The sequence below is a fragment of the Streptomyces sp. NPDC059247 genome (genome assembly GCF_042754005.1).
GTDB lineage: Bacteria > Actinomycetota > Actinomycetes > Streptomycetales > Streptomycetaceae > Streptomyces.
Genome location: NZ_JBHYZW010000001.1, coordinates 223,451 through 244,426 on the forward strand (window position 1 = coordinate 223,451; position 20,976 = coordinate 244,426).

14 protein-coding genes are annotated in these 20,976 nt (G+C 70.8%); 3 read left to right on the forward strand and 11 right to left on the reverse strand.

Going from position 1 to position 20,976, the window contains the following annotated elements:
• Nucleotides 1-17: 17 nt before the first annotated feature.
• The 7 genes from ACFXGN_RS00990 to ACFXGN_RS01020 form a co-directional block, all read right to left on the reverse strand.
• The gene (locus ACFXGN_RS00990) at nt 18-1,223 is read right to left on the reverse strand and encodes an acyl-CoA dehydrogenase family protein (RefSeq protein WP_384851673.1); all 1,206 of its coding nucleotides are present in this window, start codon (nt 1,221-1,223) and stop codon (nt 18-20) included.
• A 2-nt stretch (nt 1,224-1,225) separates the two neighbouring features.
• The gene (locus tag ACFXGN_RS00995; protein WP_384851675.1) at nt 1,226-1,759 is read right to left on the reverse strand and encodes a MaoC family dehydratase; all 534 of its coding nucleotides are present in this window, start codon (nt 1,757-1,759) and stop codon (nt 1,226-1,228) included.
• Nucleotides 1,760-1,763: 4 nt separating this feature from the next.
• Nucleotides 1,764-2,738 (reverse strand): HpcH/HpaI aldolase/citrate lyase family protein, encoded by a 975-nt coding sequence (locus ACFXGN_RS01000; RefSeq protein ID WP_384851676.1) that lies wholly within the window; start codon nt 2,736-2,738, stop codon nt 1,764-1,766.
• Nucleotides 2,735-4,795 (reverse strand): protein meaA, encoded by a 2,061-nt coding sequence (locus tag ACFXGN_RS01005; RefSeq protein WP_384851677.1) that lies wholly within the window; start codon nt 4,793-4,795, stop codon nt 2,735-2,737. Before ACFXGN_RS01005 ends, ACFXGN_RS01000 begins: the two co-directional genes overlap by 4 nt.
• 14 nt (nt 4,796-4,809) lie before the next feature.
• A complete protein-coding gene (ccrA, locus tag ACFXGN_RS01010; RefSeq protein ID WP_384851679.1) occupies nt 4,810-6,147 on the reverse strand; it encodes a crotonyl-CoA carboxylase/reductase in 1,338 nt (445 codons plus the stop codon).
• 411 nt (nt 6,148-6,558) lie between these two features.
• Nucleotides 6,559-7,419, reverse strand: coding sequence for a TetR family transcriptional regulator (locus tag ACFXGN_RS01015; protein ID WP_384851681.1), 861 nt, complete (start codon nt 7,417-7,419; stop codon nt 6,559-6,561).
• A 181-nt stretch (nt 7,420-7,600) separates the two neighbouring features.
• On the reverse strand, nt 7,601-9,382 hold the full coding sequence (locus ACFXGN_RS01020) for a 3-hydroxyacyl-CoA dehydrogenase family protein (RefSeq protein WP_384851682.1): 1,782 nt from the start codon (nt 9,380-9,382) through the stop codon (nt 7,601-7,603).
• A gap of 365 nt (nt 9,383-9,747) precedes the next feature.
• Here ACFXGN_RS01020 and ACFXGN_RS01025 point away from each other — a divergent pair, with 365 nt between their 5' ends.
• Nucleotides 9,748-10,350, forward strand: coding sequence for a HEAT repeat domain-containing protein (locus ACFXGN_RS01025; RefSeq protein WP_384851683.1), 603 nt, complete (start codon nt 9,748-9,750; stop codon nt 10,348-10,350).
• 118 nt (nt 10,351-10,468) lie between these two features.
• On the opposite strand, the gene ACFXGN_RS01030 is transcribed toward ACFXGN_RS01025, so the two are convergent.
• The 3 genes from ACFXGN_RS01030 to ACFXGN_RS01040 all read right to left on the reverse strand — a co-directional run bounded on the left by ACFXGN_RS01030 (nt 10,469) and on the right by ACFXGN_RS01040 (nt 13,965).
• On the reverse strand, nt 10,469-10,867 hold the full coding sequence (locus ACFXGN_RS01030; RefSeq protein WP_384851685.1) for a RidA family protein: 399 nt from the start codon (nt 10,865-10,867) through the stop codon (nt 10,469-10,471).
• Between the two features lie 182 nt (nt 10,868-11,049).
• Nucleotides 11,050-12,744, reverse strand: coding sequence for an alpha/beta hydrolase (locus tag ACFXGN_RS01035; protein ID WP_384851686.1), 1,695 nt, complete (start codon nt 12,742-12,744; stop codon nt 11,050-11,052).
• A 189-nt stretch (nt 12,745-12,933) separates the two neighbouring features.
• Nucleotides 12,934-13,965, reverse strand: coding sequence for an Rv2578c family radical SAM protein (locus ACFXGN_RS01040; RefSeq protein ID WP_384851688.1), 1,032 nt, complete (start codon nt 13,963-13,965; stop codon nt 12,934-12,936).
• A gap of 169 nt (nt 13,966-14,134) precedes the next feature.
• Between ACFXGN_RS01040 and ACFXGN_RS01045 the strand changes: the two genes are divergently transcribed.
• Nucleotides 14,135-14,578, forward strand: coding sequence for an SRPBCC family protein (locus ACFXGN_RS01045; protein ID WP_384853073.1), 444 nt, complete (start codon nt 14,135-14,137; stop codon nt 14,576-14,578).
• 364 nt (nt 14,579-14,942) lie between these two features.
• Entirely contained in the window at nt 14,943-17,387 is a 2,445-nt protein-coding gene (locus ACFXGN_RS01050) for an MFS transporter (RefSeq protein WP_384851690.1), read from the forward strand.
• Nucleotides 17,388-17,491: 104 nt separating this feature from the next.
• On the opposite strand, the gene ACFXGN_RS01055 is transcribed toward ACFXGN_RS01050, so the two are convergent.
• Complete coding sequence (locus ACFXGN_RS01055) at nt 17,492-20,659, reverse strand: FG-GAP repeat domain-containing protein (protein ID WP_384851691.1); 3,168 nt, start codon at nt 20,657-20,659, stop codon at nt 17,492-17,494.
• Between the last annotated feature and the right edge of the window lie 317 nt (nt 20,660-20,976).

The window sequence follows — 20,976 nt, forward strand, 5'->3', positions numbered from 1 at the left end:
CGACCCAAAACCGACAATCAACCCTGGAAGCGGTACTCCTCGAGCAGTCGACGACCAATGATCATTTTCTGGATCTCGGCGGTACCTTCACCGATGAGCAGCATCGGCGCCTCCCGGTAGAGGCGCTCGATCTCGTACTCCTTCGAGAATCCGTAGCCACCGTGAATACGGAAGGCATCCTCGACGACCTCCTTGCAGTACTCGGAGGCGAGGTACTTCGCCATCCCTGCTTCGAGGTCGTTTCGTTCCCCGGAGTCCTTTTTGCGTGCTGCATTGACCATCATCGCATGGGCGGCCTCGACCTTGGTAGCCATTTCGGCGAGCTTGAACTGAATCGCCTGGTGCTGGGCGATCGGCTTGCCGAAAGTGTGACGTTGCTGGGCATATGAGACGCCGAGTTCGAAAGCACGCTGAGCGACACCACAGCCACGGGCCGCCACGTTCACGCGACCCACCTCCACGCCGTCCATCATTTGGTAAAACCCTCGGCCGGTGGCCCCGCCGAGGACCCGATTGGCCGGAATGCGTAGTCCGTCCATGATGAGCTCGGTCGTGTCGACGCCCTTGTAACCCATCTTGTCGATCTTGCCGGGGATGGTGAGGCCCGGACGGACCTCTCCGAAGCCGGGCTCCTTCTCGACGAGGAAGGTCGTCATCGACTTGTGGGGGGCGGTGCCCTCCGGGTGTCCTTCGTCACTCCGGACGAGAACGGCCACCAGGGACGAGGTGCCCCCGTTCGTCAGCCACATCTTCTGGCCGTTCAGGACGTACTCCTCGCCGTCCCGCACCGCCTTCGACGTGATGGCCGACACGTCCGAGCCGAGTCCCGGCTCCGACATCGAGAACGCGCCGCGCGTCTCGCCCGCCGCCATCCTCGGCAGGAAGTGCTCCTTCTGCTCCGCCGTGCCGTGCTGCTTCAGCATGTACGCCACGATGAAGTGCGTGTTGATGATGCCGGAGACCGACATCCAGCCCCGGGCGATCTCCTCCACGCACAGCGCGTAGGTGAGCAGCGACTCACCCAGACCCCCGTACTCCTCGGGGATCATCAGACCGAACAGACCGAGCTCCCTGAGCCCGTCGACGATCTGCTGCGGGTACTCGTCGCGGTGCTCCAGCTCCGTCGCGACCGGGATGATCTCCTTGTCGACGAAGTCCCGGACGGTCCTGAGGATCTCCCGCTGGACGTCCGTGAGCCCGGCGGTCTGGGCGAGTCGGGCCATGGCTACTTCTCCGTCTTCTCTGTCTTCCGGGCGGGCTCGACGAGCTCGGGGCGGCCGGGCTGCTCCCCGCCGCGCTCCTCGACGTACGTCTCGGTGGGGACCATCACCTTGCGGCGGAAGACGCACACGAGGGTGCCGTCCTGCTTGTACCCCTTGGTCTCGACGTGGACGATGCCGCGGTCGCTCTTCGACCTCGACGGGGTCTTGCCGAGGACCGTGGTCTCGCCGTAGATCGTGTCGCCGTGGAAGGTCGGCGCCACGTGCCGCAGCGACTCGACCTCCAGGTTGGCGATGGCCTTGCCGGAGACGTCCGGCACGGACATGCCGAGCAGCAGCGAGTAGACGTAGTTGCCGACGACGACGTTCTTCCCGAAGTCCGTCGTGTTCCCGGCGTAGTTCGCGTCCAGGTGCAGCGGGTGGTGGTTCATCGTCAGCAGGCAGAAGAGGTGGTCGTCGTACTCGGTGACCGTCTTCCCGGGCCAGTGCTTGTAGACGGCACCGGTCTCGAACTCTTCGTAGGTGCGGCCGAACTGCATGGGATCAGGCCTCCGGGATCTCGAACGTGCCGGTGCGCTCCATGCCCGCGGCGCGGCCCTTGCCCGCGATGACCAGGGCCATCTTGCGGGAGGCCTCGTCGATCATCTCGTCGCCGAGCATCGCGGAGCCCTTCCGGCCGCCCGCGTCCGAGGTGTGGTAGTCGTACGCGTCGAGGATCAGCTCGGCGTGGTCGTAGTCCTCCTGCGAGGGCGAGAAGATCTCGTTCGCGGCGGCGACCTGGTCCGGGTGGAGCACCCACTTGCCGTCGAAGCCCAGGGCGGCGGCCCGCCGCGCGACCGCGCGGTACCCCTCCTGGTTGCGGATCTGCAGATAGGGCCCGTCGATCGCCTGGAGGTTGTTCGCGCGGGCGGCCATCAGGATGCTCATCAGGATGTGGTGGTAGGCGTCCGCCGGGTAGCCGGGCGGCTGCTCGCCGACGACCAGCGACTTCATGTTGATGGAGGCCATGAAGTCGGCCGGGCCGAAGATGATCGTCTCGACGCGCTGGGAGGCCCCCGCGATCGCGTTGACGTTGTTGAGGCCCTGGGCGTTCTCGATCTGCGCCTCGATGCCGATCTTGCCGACCTCGAAGCCCATGGTCTTCTCGATCTGGGTCAGCAGGAGGTCGAGCGCCACGATCTGCTGGGCGTCCTGCACCTTCGGCAGCATGATGCAGTCGAGGTTCTGGCCGGCGCCCTCGACGACCGTGACGACGTCCCGGTACGTCCAGTGGGTCGTCCAGTCGTTCACCCGGACCACCCGGGTCTTGCCGGTCCAGTCGCCCTCGTTGAGGAACTTCACGATGGTGTGCCGGGCCTCGGGCTTGGCCAGCGGGGCGCAGGCGTCCTCCAGGTCCAGGAAGACCTGGTCGGCGGCGAGGCCCTGGGCCTTCTCCAGGAACCGGGGGTTGGAGCCGGGGACCGCCAGGCAGGAACGGCGCGGGCGGAGCCGGTTCACGGGGGAAGCGGGGCTGGTCATGCGAGGACCTCCGTACTTTCAAGGGGGCTGAGCTTGTTCGCTTTCCGGATCTCGTCGACGATACGACCGATGATCTCCGTGATGCCGAAGTCCTTCGGGGTGAAGACGGCGGCCACGCCCGCCCGCTTCAGTTCGGCGGCGTCGGCGTTCGGGATGATCCCGCCGACGATGACCGGCACCTCGGCCGCGCCCGCCTCGCGGAGCCGGTCGAGGACGTCCGGCACCAGTGCGGTGTGCGAGCCGGAGAGGATCGAGAGGCCCACGCAGTGCACGTCCTCGGCGAGGGCCGCGCTCACGATCTGCTCGGGAGTCAGCCGGATGCCCTGGTAGACCACTTCGAAACCGGCGTCGCGGGCGCGTACGGCGATCTGCTCGGCGCCGTTGGAGTGCCCGTCGAGACCGGGCTTGCCGACGAGCAGCCGCAGCCGCCCGCAGCCGAGCTCCTCGGCGGTCCGCGCCACCTTCTCGCGGACCCCGGCCATCGGAGTGCCCGCCTCCGCCGTCACCGCGACCGGGGCGGAGGAGACACCGGTGGGCGCCCGGTACTCGCCGAACACCTCGCGCAGGGCCCCGGCCCACTCGCCGGTCGTGACGCCCGCGCGGACGCACTCCAGGGTGGCCTCCATGAGGTTGTCCGTGCCCCGGGCGGTCTCCTTGAGCAGTTCCAAGGCCTGCTGGGTGGTGGGGAAGACGAACGGGTCGCCGTTGCCCTGCCGGTCGGTGGACTCCTGGCGCTCGGCGCGCCAGCGGCCGACGGCGCCGACCACCCGGGCCTCGACCGCCGGGTCGACCGTCATGATGGCGGTGTCCAGGTCGGCGGTGAGGGGGTTCTCCTCGGTCGACCGGAAGATGTTCACGCCGATGATCTTCTCGTCACCGGCCTCGATGCGGGCGCGCCGCTCGGCGTGCGAGGAGACGAGCCGCGACTTGAGGTAGCCGGACTCGACGGCCGCCATGGCGCCGCCCATCTGCTGGATCCGGTCGATCTCGGCCAGACACTCCCCGACGAGCGAGTCGACCTTGGCCTCGACGACATGGGAACCGGCGAAGATGTCCTCGTACTCCAGGAGGTCGGACTCATGGGCCAGGACCTGCTGGATGCGCAGCGACCACTGCTGGTCCCAGGGGCGGGGCAGGCCGAGCGCCTCGTTCCAGGCGGGCAGCTGCACGGCCCGCGCGCGGGCGTCCTTGGAGAGGGTGACGGCCAGCATCTCCAGGACGATCCGCTGGACGTTGTTCTCCGGCTGGGCCTCGGTCAGACCGAGTGAGTTGACCTGGACGCCGTAGCGGAACCGGCGCTGCTTGGCGTTCTCGATCCCGTACCGCTCGTGGGTGATCTTGTCCCAGATGCGTCCGAAGGCGCGCATCTTGCACATCTCCTCGATGAAGCGGACGCCCGCGTTCACGAAGAAGGAGATGCGGGCGACGACCTCGCCGAAGCGGTCCTCGGGGACCTGGCCGGAGTCGCGGACCGCGTCGAGCACGGCGATCGCGGTGGACATCGCGTACGAGATCTCCTGGACCGGGGTGGCTCCTGCCTCCTGCAGGTGGTAGCTGCAGATGTTGATCGGGTTCCACTTGGGGAGGTGGCCGACCGTGTACGCGATCATGTCGGTGGTGAGGCGGAGCGAGGGGCCGGGCGGGAAGACGTGCGTCCCGCGCGACAGGTACTCCTTCACGATGTCGTTCTGGGTGGTGCCCTGGAGCAGGGCGGTGTCCGCGCCCTGCTCCTCGGCGACCACCTGGTAGAGCGCCAGGAGCCACATCGCCGTGGCGTTGATGGTCATCGAGGTGTTCATCTGTTCCAGCGGGATGTCCTGGAACAGCCGTCGCATGTCACCGAGGTGCGAGACGGGGACGCCGACCCGGCCGACCTCGCCCCGGGCGAGGACGTGGTCGGGGTCGTACCCGGTCTGCGTGGGCAGGTCGAAGGCGACCGAGAGCCCGGTCTGGCCCTTGGCGAGGTTGCGCCGGTACAGCTCGTTGGACGCCTCGGCGGTCGAGTGACCGGCGTACGTCCGCATGAGCCACGGCCGGTCTTTCTGACGCTCAGTCATCTGTTGTCCCGGGCTCAGACGTTGCGGAATCGGTTGATGGCGTCGAGGTGCTGGGCGCGCTTCTCGGGGTCGCGGACGCCGAGGCCCTCCTCGGGGGCGAGGGCCAGGACGCCGACCTTGCCCTGGTGCAGGTTGCGGTGGACGTCGTAGGCGGCCTGGCCGGTCTCCTCCAGGGGGTAGACCTTGGACAGGGTGGGGTGGATCTTGCCCTTGGCGATCAGGCGGTTGGCCTCCCAGGCCTCGCGGTAGTTGGCGAAGTGCGAGCCGATGATCCGCTTGAGGGACATCCACAGATAGCGGTTGTCGTACTCGTGCATGTAGCCGGAGGTGGAGGCGCAGGTGGTGATGGTGCCGCCCTTGCGGGTGACGTACACGGAGGCGCCGAAGGTCTCGCGGCCCGGGTGCTCGAAGACGATGTCGATGTCCTCGCCGCTGGTGAACTCGCGGATCTTCGACCCGAAGCGCTTCCACTCCCTGGGGTCCTGGGTCCGCTCGTCCTTCCAGAACCGGTAGCCCTCGGCACCGCGGTCGATGACCGCGTCGGCGCCCATGGACCGGCAGATGGCGGCCTTCTCGGGGGAGGAGACGACACAGATCGGGTTGGCGCCGCCGGCCAGGGCGAACTGGGTGGCGTACGAGCCGAGTCCGCCGCTGGCGCCCCAGATCAGGACGTTGTCGCCCTGCTTCATCCCGGCGCCGTTGCGGGAGACGAGCTGGCGGTACGCGGTGGAGTTGACGAGGCCGGGGGCCGCCGCCTCCTCCCAGCTCAGGTGGTCGGGCTTCGGCATCAGCTGGTTGGACTTGACGAGCGCGATCTCGGCCAGACCGCCGAAGTTGGTCTCGAAGCCCCAGATGCGCTGCTCGGGGTCGAGCATCGTGTCGTTGTGGCCGTCGGAGGACTCCAGCTCGACGGAGAGGCAGTGCGCGACGACCTCGTCGCCGGGCCGCCAGGCGTTGACGCCGGGGCCGGTGCGCAGCACGACGCCCGCGAGGTCGGAGCCGATGACGTGGTACGGCAGGTCGTGGCGCCTGGTGAGCTCGGAGAGCCTGCCGTACCGCTCCAGGAAGGCGAAGGTCGACAGCGGCTCGAAGATCGAGGTCCACACCGAGTTGTAGTTGACCGAGCTGGCCATGACGGCGACGAGCGCCTCGCCGGGGCCCAGCTCCGGCAGCGGCACCTGGTCCAGGTGGAGCGACGCGCGCGGGTCCTTGTCGCGGGTGGCGAGCCCGGCGAACATCTCCGTCTCGTCCTTGTGGACGGTGACGGCACGGTACGACTCGGGCAGCGGGATGTTCGCGAAGTCGTCGGACGTGGCGTCCTGCGACTGGATCGCGGCCAGGATTTCCTTCACGGGTTGCCTCCGGCGATGGGCGTCCGGGAAGGGGACGCCTGAGGGGTACGACGGGGAGTCTGCTGCTGTGGAGGTGTGCCGTCGGTTCGGCTCGGTGGTGCGGGTGGCGCGGCGCCTGGTGGGCGCGGGGTTGCCTGTGACGCAGGCGTCCGGGCGCACGGGCGCGATCGCTCGTGGGGACAGTCGGCGCGCGAGGTTTCCTCCGTGCTCCGGCCGCCCGGACAACATCAACGTATGGCACGCCGTGTCACGTGACAAGGCACTGCGTGCCAATGATTTCTCTCAGATGCAATCTTCTGCCCACAGATGAGCGATGATCGATCGAATGGGCCCCTCGACCGGCTCCGACCTGCGCAAACGCACAACAGGCCGCACCCCGGTCGGGGTGCGGCCTGTTGTGCGGAGAGGGGTTCAGGCGCTGCCGAGCGCCTGCTGGATGGTCCGCATGACCTCGTCGAGCGGAGCGTCCGTACGGACCACCGCGACCACCACGTCACCCGCGGCGGACGCCCGGACCGCCGCGGCGGTCCGGGTCCTCGCCGGGAGGCCGGCCGGGGCCGGTGACACGGCGGCGGGGGACGGGGCGGGGCCCGGACGACCCACTCCCATACCCGCCCCGAAGGTGTCGCGGACGATCGCGAAGGCGTGGTCCAGGTGGGTCTCCACATCGCCCTCGCCGCCCGCCCGCAGCCAGCGCCGCAGCACGTGGTTGTGGGCCGTGACGACCGCCGACGCGGCCACCTCGGCGAGCAGCGGATCGTCGTTGCCGTCGTGGTGGTCCCGCTCGTCGAAGTGCGCGAGGAGATAGCGGGTGAACAGGCGCTCGTAGCGGGCCACCGAGGCGATCTCCCGCTCCCGCAGCGTCGGCACCTCGCGGGTGAGCCGGTAGCGCGCCACCGAGACCGAGGGGGACCCCGCGTACATCTTCATGACTTCCTTGATGCCCCGGCACACCGTGTCCAGCGGGTGCTCGTGCGGCGGGGCCGCGTTCAGGACCGCCTCCGCCCGGACCAGCGTGTCGTCGTGGTCCGGGAAGATCGCCTCCTCCTTGGAGCGGAAGTGGCGGAAGAACGTCCGCCGGGCGACCCCGGCGGTGGCCGCGATCTCGTCGACCGTCGTCGCCTCGTACCCCTTGGTCGCGAAGAGCTCCATGGCGGCCGTGGCCAGTTCCCGGCGCATCTTGAGCCGCTGCGCGGCGGCGCGGGTCCCCGCCGCGCTCTCCGGAGCGTCGGACGAGGAGGTGGCACGGGGTGTCTTCGCGGCCTTGGGCATGGTCCGAACGTACTGCATCGGAGGGGGAGTGTGCCCAGGTGGGGGCGGCCGTACCCGCAGGGCACCGGGGGTGCCCGGAGGGATCGGCAGACCGCCCCGGCCGGGGTCTCCCGGCTCGGGCAGACCGCCCCGGACGGGGTCTCCCGGCTCGGGCAGACCGCCCCGGACGGGGTCTCCCGGCTCAGCGCCTGGCATATTCGCGGAAGCCGCGCCCCGTCTTGCGGCCCAGGCAGCCCGCGGCCACCAGGTGTTCGAGGAGGGGCGCGGGCGCCAGGCCCGGGTCGCGGAACTCGCGGTGCAGGACCCGCTCGATCGCCAGCGACACATCGAGGCCGACCACGTCGAGCAGTTCGAACGGCCCCATCGGGTAGCCGCCGCCCAGCCGCATCGCCGCGTCGATGTCGTCCAGCGTCGCGTAATGGTCCTGGACCATCTTGATCGCGTTGTTCAGATACGGGAAGAGCAGCGCGTTCACGATGAATCCGGCCCGGTCGCCGCAGTCCACCGGGTGCTTGCGGATCCTCTCCGTCACCGCGCGGACGGTGGCGTGCGCCTCGTCGCCGGTCAGCACCGTACGGACGATCTCGACCAGCTTCATCGCGGGGGCCGGGTTGAAGAAGTGCATCCCGACGACGTCCTGCGGACGGGTGGTCGCACGGGCGCAGGCCACCACCGGCAGCGAGGACGTCGTCGTGGCGAGCACCGCGCCCGGCTTGCAGATCTTGTCGAGCCCGCCGAACAGCTCCCGCTTGACCGCCAGGTCCTCGGCGACCGCCTCGACCGCCAGATCCACCTCGGCGAAGGACTCCAGGGTCCCCGCCGGGGTGATCAGGGCCAGTGTCCTGTCCCGTGCCTCGCCCGTCATCCGCCCCCGGTCGACCGAACGGGCCAGCGACTTCGCGATCCGCGCCTTGGCCGCGTCCGCCTTCTCCTGGGAACGCGCGGCCAGCACGACCGCGTACCCCGCCTTGGCGAAGACCTCCGCGATGCCCGAGGCCATCGTGCCCGAACCGGCGACGCCGACCGAGCGGACCGCCCGCCCGCCGCCCGCCTCGGACGCGTCGGGCGGGGTCAGCGCGTCCGGCACGACCTCGCCGGAGCCCGGCGCCGCGTACGTGTAGAAGCCGCGCCCCGACTTGCGGCCGGTCAGTCCCGCCTCGCTGAGCTGCTTGAGGACCGGGGCGGGGGCGTGCAGCCGGTCGTGCGAGTCGGCGTACATGGCTTCCAGGACCGTACGGGCGGTGTCCACGCCGATCAGGTCGAGCAGCGCGAGCGGCCCCATCGGCAGACCGCAGCCCAGCCGCATCGCCGCGTCGATGTCCTCACGGGAGGCGTACTTCGCCTCGTACATGGCGGCTGCCTGGTTCAGATAGCCGAAGAGCAGTCCGTCCGCGATGAAACCGGCCCGGTCGCCGACCGCCACCGGCTCCTTCCCCAGATCGAGGGCGAGCCGCGTGACGGACTCCACCGCCTTCGGGTCGGTCAGCACCGAGGACACCACCTCGACCAGCTTCATCGCCTGGACCGGGGTGAAGAAGTGCAGGCCGAGGACCCGCTCGGGGTGCGCCGAGTCGGCGGCCAGCCGGGTGACGGACAGCGCGTTGGTGCCCGTCGCCAGGACCGTGTCGGGCCGCACGATGCCGTCCAGGGCCCGGAAGACCTCCTGCTTCGCCTCGTACGACTCCGGGACGACCTCGATCACGAGATCCGCGTCGGCCGCCGCCCGGAGGTCGGAGAAGGTACGGAACCGGGCGAGCGCGTCCCGCCGCTCCTCCTCGGTGATCCGCCCGCGCGCCACGGCACGGGCGGTGGAGTTCTCCAGGGCCGCGACGGCCCGGTCGGCGGCGGTGTCGCTGACGTCGATGCCGACGACCTCGCGGCCGGCCCGGACGAGGACGTCCGCGATGCCGGTGCCCATGGTGCCGAGGCCGACGACGGCGATGGTGGGAAGGGGGATGTCCATCAGGGGACTCCTGGGAGGAAGAGTGACGACTGAGGGCGGTGTCCGCGCGGAGGGAAACAGCGCGGAAGAGAACGAGGGCGTCCTCCGGAGGGCGTCCTCCGGAGAATGCGGGAAGAGGGCCCGGAGAACAGGAGGAAGGCCCGGAGAGCAGAGAGGAGGGCCTGGAGAAAAGGAGCGACGGACCCTGTCCCGGAGCCACGTCGAAACCGCCGAACCGACGAACGCCACGACGGCTGCGTCACCAGGCCGTCGTGGGAAGAGCGCGGGGGGTGCCCCGCTCACTTGAGACTAACCGGCGGGTAACGAGCGCGCCAGTCCCGGAAGTCGGAGAAAATGTGATCTGGATCGCGGATAGTCTCGGATTCATGAACAGCGCGGAGGATCCCGAATTCTGCTCGATGATCGATCGATTGCGGGACGAGATCGAGAATGCCGGAGAAACCCTTCCCGGCGCATTCACGGAACTCGCCGCGACCACCGATCCCGAGGAACTCCACCGGACGCTCACCGCGCCCGGACGCCCGCTCTGGGCCCGCGAGATCGCCGCCTGCCGTCTCGGACTCCTCGGCGACGCCCGCGCCTTCGAGTCGCTGGTGCTCCTCCTCAACCACCGCGACCCCGAGCGCTGTGTCACCGCGGCCCACGCGCTGACCCGGCTCGGTGACCCGCGCACCGCCCGCGCGGCGGCGGCCCTCGCCACCAATGAACTCCGCGCCGCCTACGCCCTGCTGCCGGTCCGGCTGCTCGCGGAGCTCCGCGCCCCCGAGTCCGTCCCCGCGCTCGTCACCGTCCTCGGACGGCGGCTCTCCCCGGAGGACCCGCACTGGCGGGTCGGCCTCGCCTGTGTCGAGGGCCTCGGCGCCCTCGGCGACCCCCGGGCCCGCCCCGCCCTGGAAGCGGCCCTGCCGCACCCGAGGCTCGGCGCGGCGGCCGGACGCTCCCTCGGCCGACTGGACGCCACCGGCTGAGGACCGGCCCGCCGGGCGGGGACGCGTCGGACGGGGACGCGCGTCGGGCGGGGACGCGTCGGACGCCACCGGCGGTGAGGCCGGGGCCCGTCCGCTTCGGAGAACGTCCTGTTGGGCGCTACGGAACCAGCGCGAACGCCTCGATCTCCACCAGCAGTTCGGGCCGGACCAGCGCCGCGACCTGCACCGCCGAGCTGGCGGGCAGCGGCGTCCCGGCGAAGTACGCGTCCCTGGCCTCCCGCACGGCGGGCAGATGGGCCACGTCCGTGACGAAGTAGGTCAGCTTCACCACGTCACCGAAATCGGCGCCCGCCGCCGCCAGACACCGCTCCAGGTTCGCGAAGACCTGACGCGCCTGCGCCACCGTGTCGCCCTCCCCGACCACCGCGCCCGACGCGTCGAAGGCGCACTGGCCGGATATCGCGACGAACCGGCCGGTCCCCCAGACGACATGGCTGTACTGCGGGCTGGCGGCGAGGCCGTCGGGAGCGGGTACATGGGTGAGGTGGCTCGTCATGCGCCCATCCTCGCGCACGCCACTGACAACGCGCCCGTATCTCCGGGACGCACGCCACGGACGACGCCCGCACCTCCAGGGGCGCGGGCCGCTGACCCGCGCCCGCATTTCCGGGGCGCGGGCCGCTGACAACGCCCGCGTCCCTCCGGGGGCGCGGGCGTCGCCGGTGGGGGAGGGGTGGGTCAGCGCACCTGGCCGAGGAGCTCGTGCAGAGTGTCCCCGGCCGACTCCACGAGCCCGGACACGGCCTCCGGGTCGGGCGCACCGGCCGTCGCCGGGCGCTCCGGGACGGCCTCGGCGGACCTGGTCGAGGGCCCCGCGGACTCCTTCGCGGACCCCTTCGCCGCCGGGGGCGCCACCGGCTGCGGCTCCGGTTCCGGCAGCGCCGCGCAGACCGCGTCCACCTCGCCGTCGTCCTCGGCGCGCGGGACCCTCCCGTCGGTGAGGTAGGCCGCCAGATGCCCGTCCAGGCACGCGTTCCCGCCGAGGGTCACCCCGTGGTTCTCGCCGCCCTCCTCGACGACCAGGCTGGAGCCGCGCAGCAGCCGGTGCAGCGCGACCCCGCCCTCGTACGGCGTCGCCGCGTCGTCCGTGGCCTGGAGGACGAGGACCGGCGGGATCTGGTCGTTGCCGACGTCCGGCGGGGTCAGCGACGGCACCGGCCAGAACGCGCACGGCGCGTTGTACCAGGCGTTGTTCCAGGTGGAGAAGGGGGCCTTGGCGTGCGTGTCCCAGGTGTCCTGGCGCCAGACGTTCCAGTCCCGGGGCCAGCCCGCGTCCCGGCACTGCACGGCGGTGTAGACCGAGTAGCCGTTGTCGGAGGCCGCGTCGGCCTCCCCGTACCGCTCGTACGCCTCCTTCAGCGGCACCGCGTCCCCGTCGTTGACGTACGCGGCGAACGCCTGTGCGAGACGTGGCCAGTAGCCGTTGTTGTACCCGCCCGGCAGGAAGGTGTCCTCCAGCTCGCCCGGTCCGACCTTCCCGCCCGCCGGGGCCTCGCGCAGGGCGTCGCGCATCCGGTACCAGGCCGCCTCGACCGCCGCCGGATCGGTGCCGAGCCGGTACGTGGAGTCGTGCCGGGCGATCCACGCCATGAACGTCTTGTGGCGTGCGTCGAACGCGAAGTCCTGCGCGAGGTTGTCCTCGTACCAGACGCCGTGCGGGTTCACGACGGAGTCCAGCGCCATGCGCCGCACCCGGTCCGGGTGGAGCCGGGCGTACACGGCGCCCAGATAGGTGCCGTACGAGTACCCGAGGTAGTTGATCCTCGGCGCGCCCAGCGCCCGGCGGATGACGTCCATGTCCTTCGCCGCGCTCACCGTGTCGATGTACGGGAGCACGTCCCCGTACTTCTCGCCGCAGGCCTTCGCGAAGGAGCGTGCCCGTTCGATCTGGACCCGCTCGGCCTCGGCGCCGCGCGGCACGGAGGCCGGGCGGACCGGTGCGAAGTGACCGGGCTCGCAGTCGAGCGTGGGTTCGCTCCTGCCCACCCCGCGCGGGTCGAAGCCGATCACGTCGTACTCCGCCGCCACTTCCGGGGGCAGCGCCGCCGCCACGTGACCGGCCAGGGCCCGCCCGCTGCCGCCGGGTCCGCCGGGGTTCACGAGCAGCGGCCCCTGGAAGGTCTTCGCGGTGTGCGGCACCCGGGTGAGGGCGAGCGTGACCGTCCGGCCCGCCGGGTCGTCGTGGTTCAGGGGCGTCTTGAGGGTGCCGCACTGGAGCTTCGGATACGCCTTGGTGGCGCAGTCCGTCCAGGTGAGCGGGGGGAGCGGCCGGGGAGCCGGCCCGGCGGCGCCCGCCGGGACGGCCGGCAGGACGGTGACCGTCCCGGCGACCAGCGCTCCCGCGGCGATCAGCATTCCTGCGCGTGGGGTCATAGGGCGTCCGTGCCCCGAACGGACCGGGACAGGACCCGTCGGAGCCAGAGTTGACCCGAACGGAGGGGATCCGACGGCGTGTCAGAGGGAGGGGCCGCCCGGGGCGGGAAGGGTCCGGCGCTCCGGTGCCGGGCCCGACGGCCAGCCGGTGCGGGGGTGTGAGGGTGTGAAGGCGCGAGGGCCGGTCGGTCAGAGCAGGGTGAGCTGCTCGGGTGCCGCCGCCGACTCCGGTTCCTCCGGTACGGGGATCCGGCGGGCCGTTCCCCGGTGCGCGGGCCCGATCCCGAACTCGGCCGCCAGTTCGTGCACCTGACGGGTGATCCGGCGCTGGTACCAGGTCGGCGCGTAGGCCCCGTCCGCGTACATCCGCTCGTACCGTCCCACCAGACCGGGGTGGTGCTCCCGCAGCCATCGCGTGAACCACTCGCGGGCGCCGGGGCGCAGATGCAGCACCAGCGGGGTGACCGAGCTCGCTCCGGCCTCGGCGACGGCGCGGACGGTGGCGCGCAACTGCTCGGGCCGGTCGCCGAGGAAGGGGACGACGGGTGCCATCAGGACCCCGCAGTCGATGCCGTGCGCGCTGAGCGTGCGGACGACGTCGAGCCGGGCCTGCGGCGAGGGGGTGCCGGGTTCGATCGTGCGCCACAGCTCCCGGTCGGTGAAGCCGACGGAGACGGAGATGCCGACCTCGGTGACCCGGGCCGCCTCGGTGAGCAGCTCCAGGTCGCGGAGGATCAGCGTCCCCTTGGTGAGCACGGAGAACGGGTTGGCGCGGTCGCGCAGCGCCGTGAGGATGCCGGGCATCAGCCGGTACCGGCCCTCGGCGCGCTGGTAGCAGTCCACGTTGGTGCCCATCGCGATGTGTGCCCCGTGCCAGCGGGCGGAGGCGAGCTGGCGGGCGAGCACCTCGGGCGCGTTGACCTTGACGACGATCTGGGTGTCGAAGCCGATCCCGGTGTCGAGGTCGAGGTAGCCGTGGGTCTTGCGGGCGAAGCAGTACACGCACGCGTGTGTGCACCCCCGATACGGGTTGACCGTCCATTCGAACGGCATCCGGGAGGCGCCGGGCACCCGGTTGAGGACCGAGCGGGCCCGTACCTCGTGGAAGGTGATGCCCCGGAACTCGGGCGTGTCGAAGGTTCTGGTGGTGACCGCGTCCGCGCCGAACAGGGCGGTGTCGGCGGGAGCGGCGGGGTCGTCGCCCAGATGGTCCCAGCGCATGGACGCCTCCTCGGTGGTTCTTCCTCGGTTCCGCCACGGGTGCGGCTCGACCGTTCGGCCAGAATAGAACATCTGTTCCCATGATCACCGCAACCCGGATTTCGCACCCCGCAGCGGGCGTGGTTCCCTAGGCCCACACCCCCGAGGAACCATGAGCTGGAGGACGTCAATGGCGCAGGTCGAGGCCACCACCGAACGGATCGTCGCGGCGGACGCGGAGACGGTGTTCGACGCGCTGGCCGACTACAGCGGCACGCGCGCGAAGCTGCTCCCCGAGCACTTCAGCGAGTACGAGGTGCGCGAGGGCGGCGACGGCGAGGGCACCCTCGTCCACTGGAAGCTCCAGGCCACCAGCAAGCGCGTCCGCGACTGCCTCCTGGAGGTCACCGAGCCCACCGACGGGCAGCTGGTCGAGAAGGACCGCAACTCCTCCATGGTCACCACCTGGACCGTCACCCCCGCCGGAGAGGGCGCGTCGCGCGTCGTCGTCAGCACCGTCTGGAACGGCGCGGGCGGCGTCGGAGGCTTCTTCGAGCGCACCTTCGCGCCCAAGGGGCTCGGTCGGATCTACGACGCCGTCCTCGACAAGCTGGCCGCCGAAGTGGAGAAGTGACGTACCGAATCCGGGAAGTGACACAACGGAGTCGAGAAGTGGCACACCGGAGTTGAGAAGTGGCGCCCGGAGCGGAGAAGTAACGCTCCGGGCGTTCACTGATTCGAGTGGATCGTCCGCGTCCCCCGTACCGGCGCCCCGTGCGCCAGGGGGCGCGGACCTTCTCGTAAACGCGCTGATGAGCGCCCCAAGTGCGCCGTAAGGCACGGTCGTTCGGGGCCCAGAGCGCCCCCGGACTCCCGCACCCGTCGACTTGCTCCCCCTTCGCGGCCGATGCGAAGAATGGCGCGGCGCGCACGCCGTCCTGACGCGGCGCGGTCGCCGTCGTACGGCGGCGCGGACGCCGTCACGAGGGGAGCAGTACGTGGGTGCGATCACCATGGCGAAGGACGTCCAGGGCGGCGAACCGCCCGTCACCGGCGGCCCGCCCGCAGACTCCGCCCCGCCACCCGGCCCCGTCCCGCTCGACCCCCGCCGGGTCCGGCTCGTCTTCTGCGGCCTGATGCTCGCGCTGCTCCTCGCCGCGCTCGAACAGATGATCGTCGCCACCGCCCTGCCGAAGATCGTCGGCGAACTCCAGGGCCTGGACCGGATGTCCTGGGCGATCACCGCCTACCTGCTGACGTCCACCATCGGCCTGCCCGTCTACGGCAAGCTCGGCGACCTCCTCGGCCGCAAGGGCGTCTTCCTCTTCGCCATCGTCGTCTTCGTCATCGGCTCGGGTCTCGCGGGCTGGTCCCGCAGCATGGACCAGCTCATCGCCTTCCGGGCCGTCCAGGGCATCGGCGCGGGCGGCCTCATGATCGGCGTCCAGGCGATCATCGCCGACATCGTGCCCGCCAGGGAACGCGGCCGGTACATGGGCCTCATCGGCGCCGCCTTCGGCCTCGCCTCCGTCGCCGGGCCGCTGCTCGGCGGCTTCTTCACCGACCACGTCTCCTGGCGCTGGTGCTTCTACTTCAACGTCCCCTTCGGGCTCGTCACCCTCGCCGTCGTCGCCGTCGTCCTCAAACTCCCCAAGCCCGCCGCGCGGGCCCGCTTCGACGTGCTCGGCGCCCTGCTCCTGGCCGTCGCCTCCACCTGTCTGGTCCTGCTCACCAGCTGGGGCGGCACCGAGTACGCCTGGGGCTCCCGGGTCGTCATCGGCCTCGCCTGCGGAGCCGCCGGAGCCGCCCTGCTCTTCCTGGTCGTCGAGCACTTCGCGGCGGAACCGCTGATCCCGCTCCGGCTGTTCCGCGACTCCGTCTTCACCGTCACCGCACTCGTCGGCGCCGTCATCGGCATCGCGCTCTTCGGCGCCGCCAGCTACCTGCCCAGCTTCCTCCAGATGGTCGAGGGCGCCAGCGCGACCGAGTCCGGTCTGCTGATGCTGCCGCTCATGGGCGGCATCGTCGTCTCCTCCGTCGTCTCCGGCCAGCTCGTCAGCCGCACCGGCCGCTACCGCCTCCACCCCGTGGTCGGCGGAGCCGTCTCCGTCCTCGGCATGTGGCTGCTGTCCCGCATGGACGTCGGCACCCCGCGCCTGGAGTACAGCCTGTCCCAGGCCGTCCTCGGGCTCGGCATCGGCCTCGTCATGCCGGTGCTCGTCCTCGCCGTGCAGAACTCGGTACGTCCCGCCGACCTGGGCACCGCCACCAGCGCCCACACCTACTTCCGGCAGATCGGCGGCAGCGTCGGCGCCGCCGTCTTCGGCACCCTCTTCGCCTCCCGGCTCGACGACGCCCTCGGCGACCGGCTCGCCGGACTCGGCTCCGGCGGCGCCACCCCGCCGCCCGCCGCGTCGATCACCCCGCAGACGGTCCACACCCTGCCGCCCGCCCTCCGCGACGCCTACGTCCAGGCGTACGCCGACGCGATGCCGCGCATCTTCCTCTACCTCGTGCCGGTCCTCGTGGTCGGCTTCGTCCTCGCCTTCTTCCTCAAGGAGAAACCGCTGGTGTCCCACCACCTCCCCACCACCGAGGCCACCGGAGCCGACGACCCCGGAACCACCTGGGCCGTCCCACCCGCCCGGTACGCCGCCCCGGCCACCACTCCCACCCCCCTGACCTCGGGCCTTCCCGTCTGCGGCACCGTCCAGCACCACGACGGCAGCCGGGTCCCCCGGGCCGCCCTCACCCTCATCGACGTCCAGGGCCGTCAGGTCGGCCGTGGCGCCAGCGGCGAGGACGGGCGGTACGCGCTGAGCGCCCCCGGCAGCGGCGCGTACGTCCTCATCGCGGCGGCGGGCGGACACCAGCCGCAGGCCGTCTCGGTCACCGTCGGCGAACGCCCCGTCGAGCTCGACGTCGTCCTCGGCGGCGCCGGACGCCTCGCGGGCAGCGTCGTCACCGCCGACGGGACACCCGTCCGGGACGCCGCCGTCACCCTCACCGACGTACGCGGCGAGGTCGTCGCCTCCACCCGCAGCGGACGCGAGGGCGGCTACGTGATCTCCGAACTGGTCGCGGGCGAGTACACCCTCGCCGCCAGCGCCCCCGCCTTCCGGCCCGCCGCGCTCCCGGTGAGCGTCCAGTCCTCCCGGGAGACCCGCCAGGACATCGAACTGGCCGGAGGCTCGGTACTGCGCGGCACCGTCCGCGCCGGGGGCGGGCGCCCGGTCGAGGACGCCCGGGTCACCCTGCTCGACGCGGCGGGCAACGTCGTCGACACCCTCACCACCGGCGCCGACGGAACCTTCCGCTTCGTGGACCTGTCCTCCGGCGAGTACACCGTCATCGCCGCCGGATACCCGCCCGTCGCCACCGTCCTGCGGATGGCCGGCGGCGGACGCACCGAACGCGACCTCCAGCTCGGCCACCAGGACTGACCGGTTCGCTCCTTCTCCGCCGGGCCGTCGAAGGGCCGAGCCCCGGCCACCCGCGGGGAAGCGGGCGACCGGGGCTCGGGGACGGCGGACAGGGCGGGTACGGGTCAGCCGAAGGCCCGGATGTCCCGCCAGTCGACGGAGAGGACCGTCTTGACCGACGCGTTGGTGTTGGTCGTGGACGGGTGGTACAGCCGCATGTTGCCGGTGTCACCGACGCGGGCCCAGATGTCGGGCACGCCGTCCTTGTTGACGTCGGGGATGCCGATCGCGGTGCTGATGTTGACCTCGGTCCACGCCGTGCCGAACGGCACGTCGCCGTTGAGCGAGTTCACCGCCTGCTTGATCGAATCGAGGTCAAGGGAGCTGGCGCCCGCGGTGCCGGGCTTGCCGTGGCGGACGTAGATGTTGCCGTTGTCCAGGTTGCGCCACAGCAGGTCGGGCGTGCTGTCCTTGTTCATGTCCGCGATGTTGACGACGTCACGGCGGGCCCACGCGGTGCCCTCCATCAGCGTCGCGGTCTGGAAGCTGGCGCCGGTGTAGCCGGACAGCACCCAGAACGCCGGACCGGCCCGCAGGGCCAGATCGGGCAGCTTGTCGCCGGTGAGGTCGCCGACCGCCTTCAGCTGCGTCCAGGTCGACGGCGCGGGGGCGTTGGACGGCAGCCGGATCTCAAGCCGGTGGTCCACGTTGAAGCTGCCGTAGCCGTCACCCGGGTACAGCCAGAACTTCTTGTCCGGGGTCACCGCGAACAGGTCGGTCGAACCGTCGCCCGGGTACGCGTCGTTGTAGTGCGCGATCAGCGACGCGGTACCGGCCGCGTTGATCCAGTGGTTCGGCGGGTCGAGCTTCTTGCCCGCCGTCACGTACGAGGCACCCAGGCAGCCGTACAGCTCACCGCCACTGCCCTGGACCGCCGGGTCCAGGGGGGACCCCACGCAGTTCTTCAGCTTGCCGTCCGGGTAGAGCACCAGCAGGTCGGGGATGCTGTCGCCGCCGGTGTCCATCGGACTGTCGGCCTGGTCGCGCGGCGGCAGGTAGAACCCGTAGCTGCCGCGGATGCTCTCGTTGCCCCCGCTGTCGTACGCGAAGACGTTCAGGGTGTTCGGTCCCGCGTGCCGGGGCCGGACACCGGTGATCGTGACCTTGCCGCTCACCGGGGGCGGCGCGTCGACGAGGGTCTCGCTGTCGAAGCCGTACTTGAACTTGGACGCCCCGGGGGCGGTGAAGGTGAAGTCACCGGTGGAACCGAACTTGACCTTGGCCCAGGTCTTGCCGTCGGAGGTGGCCTCCGTGAACACGGTGCTGGTGATGTCCGGCTGCGCCGGGGCGACCGGGTCCACGGTGATCCGGCACGGCTCGTCGCCGGTCGGGAAGAACGTGGAGTAATCGCCCGAGGCGTCCTCGGACCGCACGTCCCACGAGAACAGCGTGTTGGCGGTGATGTTCTTCAGCAGCGGGTCGTCCGCCTTGATGACCATCTGGCCGTAGCCGTTGCTGTCCGGAGTGTCCAGGTACTCGGTCTTGGTGGTCGCGCCGGTCTTCCAGAAGCGGAACCGGAGCTTGGGGACGGTGCCGTCCGGGTCGGAGCCCTTGGCCTTCAGGGTGATGGTCGTCCGGCCGATGGTGACGCTGTTGGTCGGCCCCGCGACGCACGCGCCGCCCGGCGAGGAGGTGCCGGTGGTCGGCTGGTTCGGAGCCCGGTTGTACTCGCCTTCCAGCGAGGCGGAGCTCGCGAGGAACTTGCGCCAGGTCTGGGTGTCGGTCTCCGTCGTGGCACGGATACCGAGGGTGACGCTGGAGTCGCCGAGGGTCGCGGCGTGCTGGATTCCCGGCAGTACGTTGAACGCCTCGTACTCCTCGGGGCAGCTGGTCGACCAGCCGTGCGCGAAGGACTTCGAGACCACCTTCTTCGTCCAGGACGGCTGGGCCTTCCAGGTCGTGCCGGTGGAGATGGGGCCGGTCAGCCAGACCTGGAACTCACGCGCGGTGCAGGACCAGGAGTGGTTGTTCTTGACCTTGAAGGTGGCCCAGTCGAACTTCGCCCCCTTGTACGTCGGGGAGAACCCCATCTTCCAGAAGGAGCGGCCGAGGCCGCCGGTGTCCTTCTCGTAGCCCACGCGGGCGTCGGAGGTGCCGGAGGAGAAGTTCGTGCCGTTCCAGAAGCTGGAGGTCGGGTACTTCCGGTACGCGGTCGTCCAGCCACCCTTAGGGCTGTTGAGCGGTGGGTCGATGAAGACCGGATACTTCGTGTCCGGGTGGCCGAGGAGCCCGGTCCGTCCCACGCCCAGGTTCAGGGTGGCCGTACCCGTGCCGGCCCCGTCGAGCGTGACCGGCAGCGGCGCGGAGCGCGCACCCGGCTCGATGCCCGACAGACCCGACAGCTTCAGAACGTCTGCGGGTCCCGCGACCGAGGTGCGCAGGGGGGTACCGGGCGGAAGCTCGGGGTCCTGGCCGCTGGAGTCCCAGGCGAAGGGGGTCGGTATGGTGCCGACCTCCTTGCCCGTCTTGTCCAGGACCTGGATCCGGTTGGCCTTCGTTTCCTGCCGGAAGACCGCGGTCTTCGAGCGCAGGCCGTACGAGACCGTCGCGAGGTCCTTGTTTCGGGCGGCCTCGGGGGTCTTGACGATCAGGAGCTGCCCGAAGCCGCCCTCCTCACGCGCGACCAGCAGCAGGTCCACGCCGGGGAGGACTTCGGAGTAGAGGGCGCGGGGGCCGTCGAGCACCGGCTCCGGCAGGGGGCCGGGCCAGGTGTAGGCGACGGTGTGGCCGTCGAGGTCGGCCTCGGCGAGGACGGTGGCGTCACCGGTGCCCTCCGCGAGCGGCATACGGATGTACGAACGGTCGGCGCGGTCCGCACCGGAGGTGCCCCCGGAGAAGCGGATCGGTATGACCGCGTTGACCGGACGGACCGACAGGGCGCCGGCTTTGTCGTCGCGGCGCAGGGTGTTGTCGATGGGCGCCCAGTTGCCCCGCGCGTCCTTCGCGCGCTGGGGCAGCGCGTGGATCTGGGTGCGCATCTTGCCGTTCGGCAGCGCCCAGATCTGCTCGGTGGCGGTGGTCGCCGTGTCGACGAGCACCTTCTTGCCGGTCCGCTTGGCCTCGGCCGCCGCGGCGGCCTCGTCCCTCGGCCCGGTCGAGGTCTTCTGGGCCTTCGTGGGAGCGGATTTGGCGGTCGGAGGAGGCTCGCTCGGCTGCCACCAAGGCAGGAGCGCGGCGGTGAGTGCGGCCAGGACGAGGCCGAGAGTGAGGGTCAGCCGTGTGCGGGTGCGCACGAACGGACTGAGAAGACGAGGCGGCGCGGGCACGGCGGCTACTCCCGTGGGACCAGAGGGATGTGTGGACAGCGCGAAAAGCCCCGACGGTCGGTCCGCGAGGCAGAGGCGCGCACACGATCACACGTTCACCAGAGGACGTCCACATCTTAAGAGTTTATTAAGTCGTTACCTTGTGCCGTGATGGACTCCTGACGGACCGTAATTTTGCCGACGTTTGACCCAATCTATGGGCTCTTTGGATCGCAAATGCACTCGGTGTCTGTTACCTCACGAAGATCGCTAGCGTGACCGTCTGTTTGCAATTGCACCGTGCT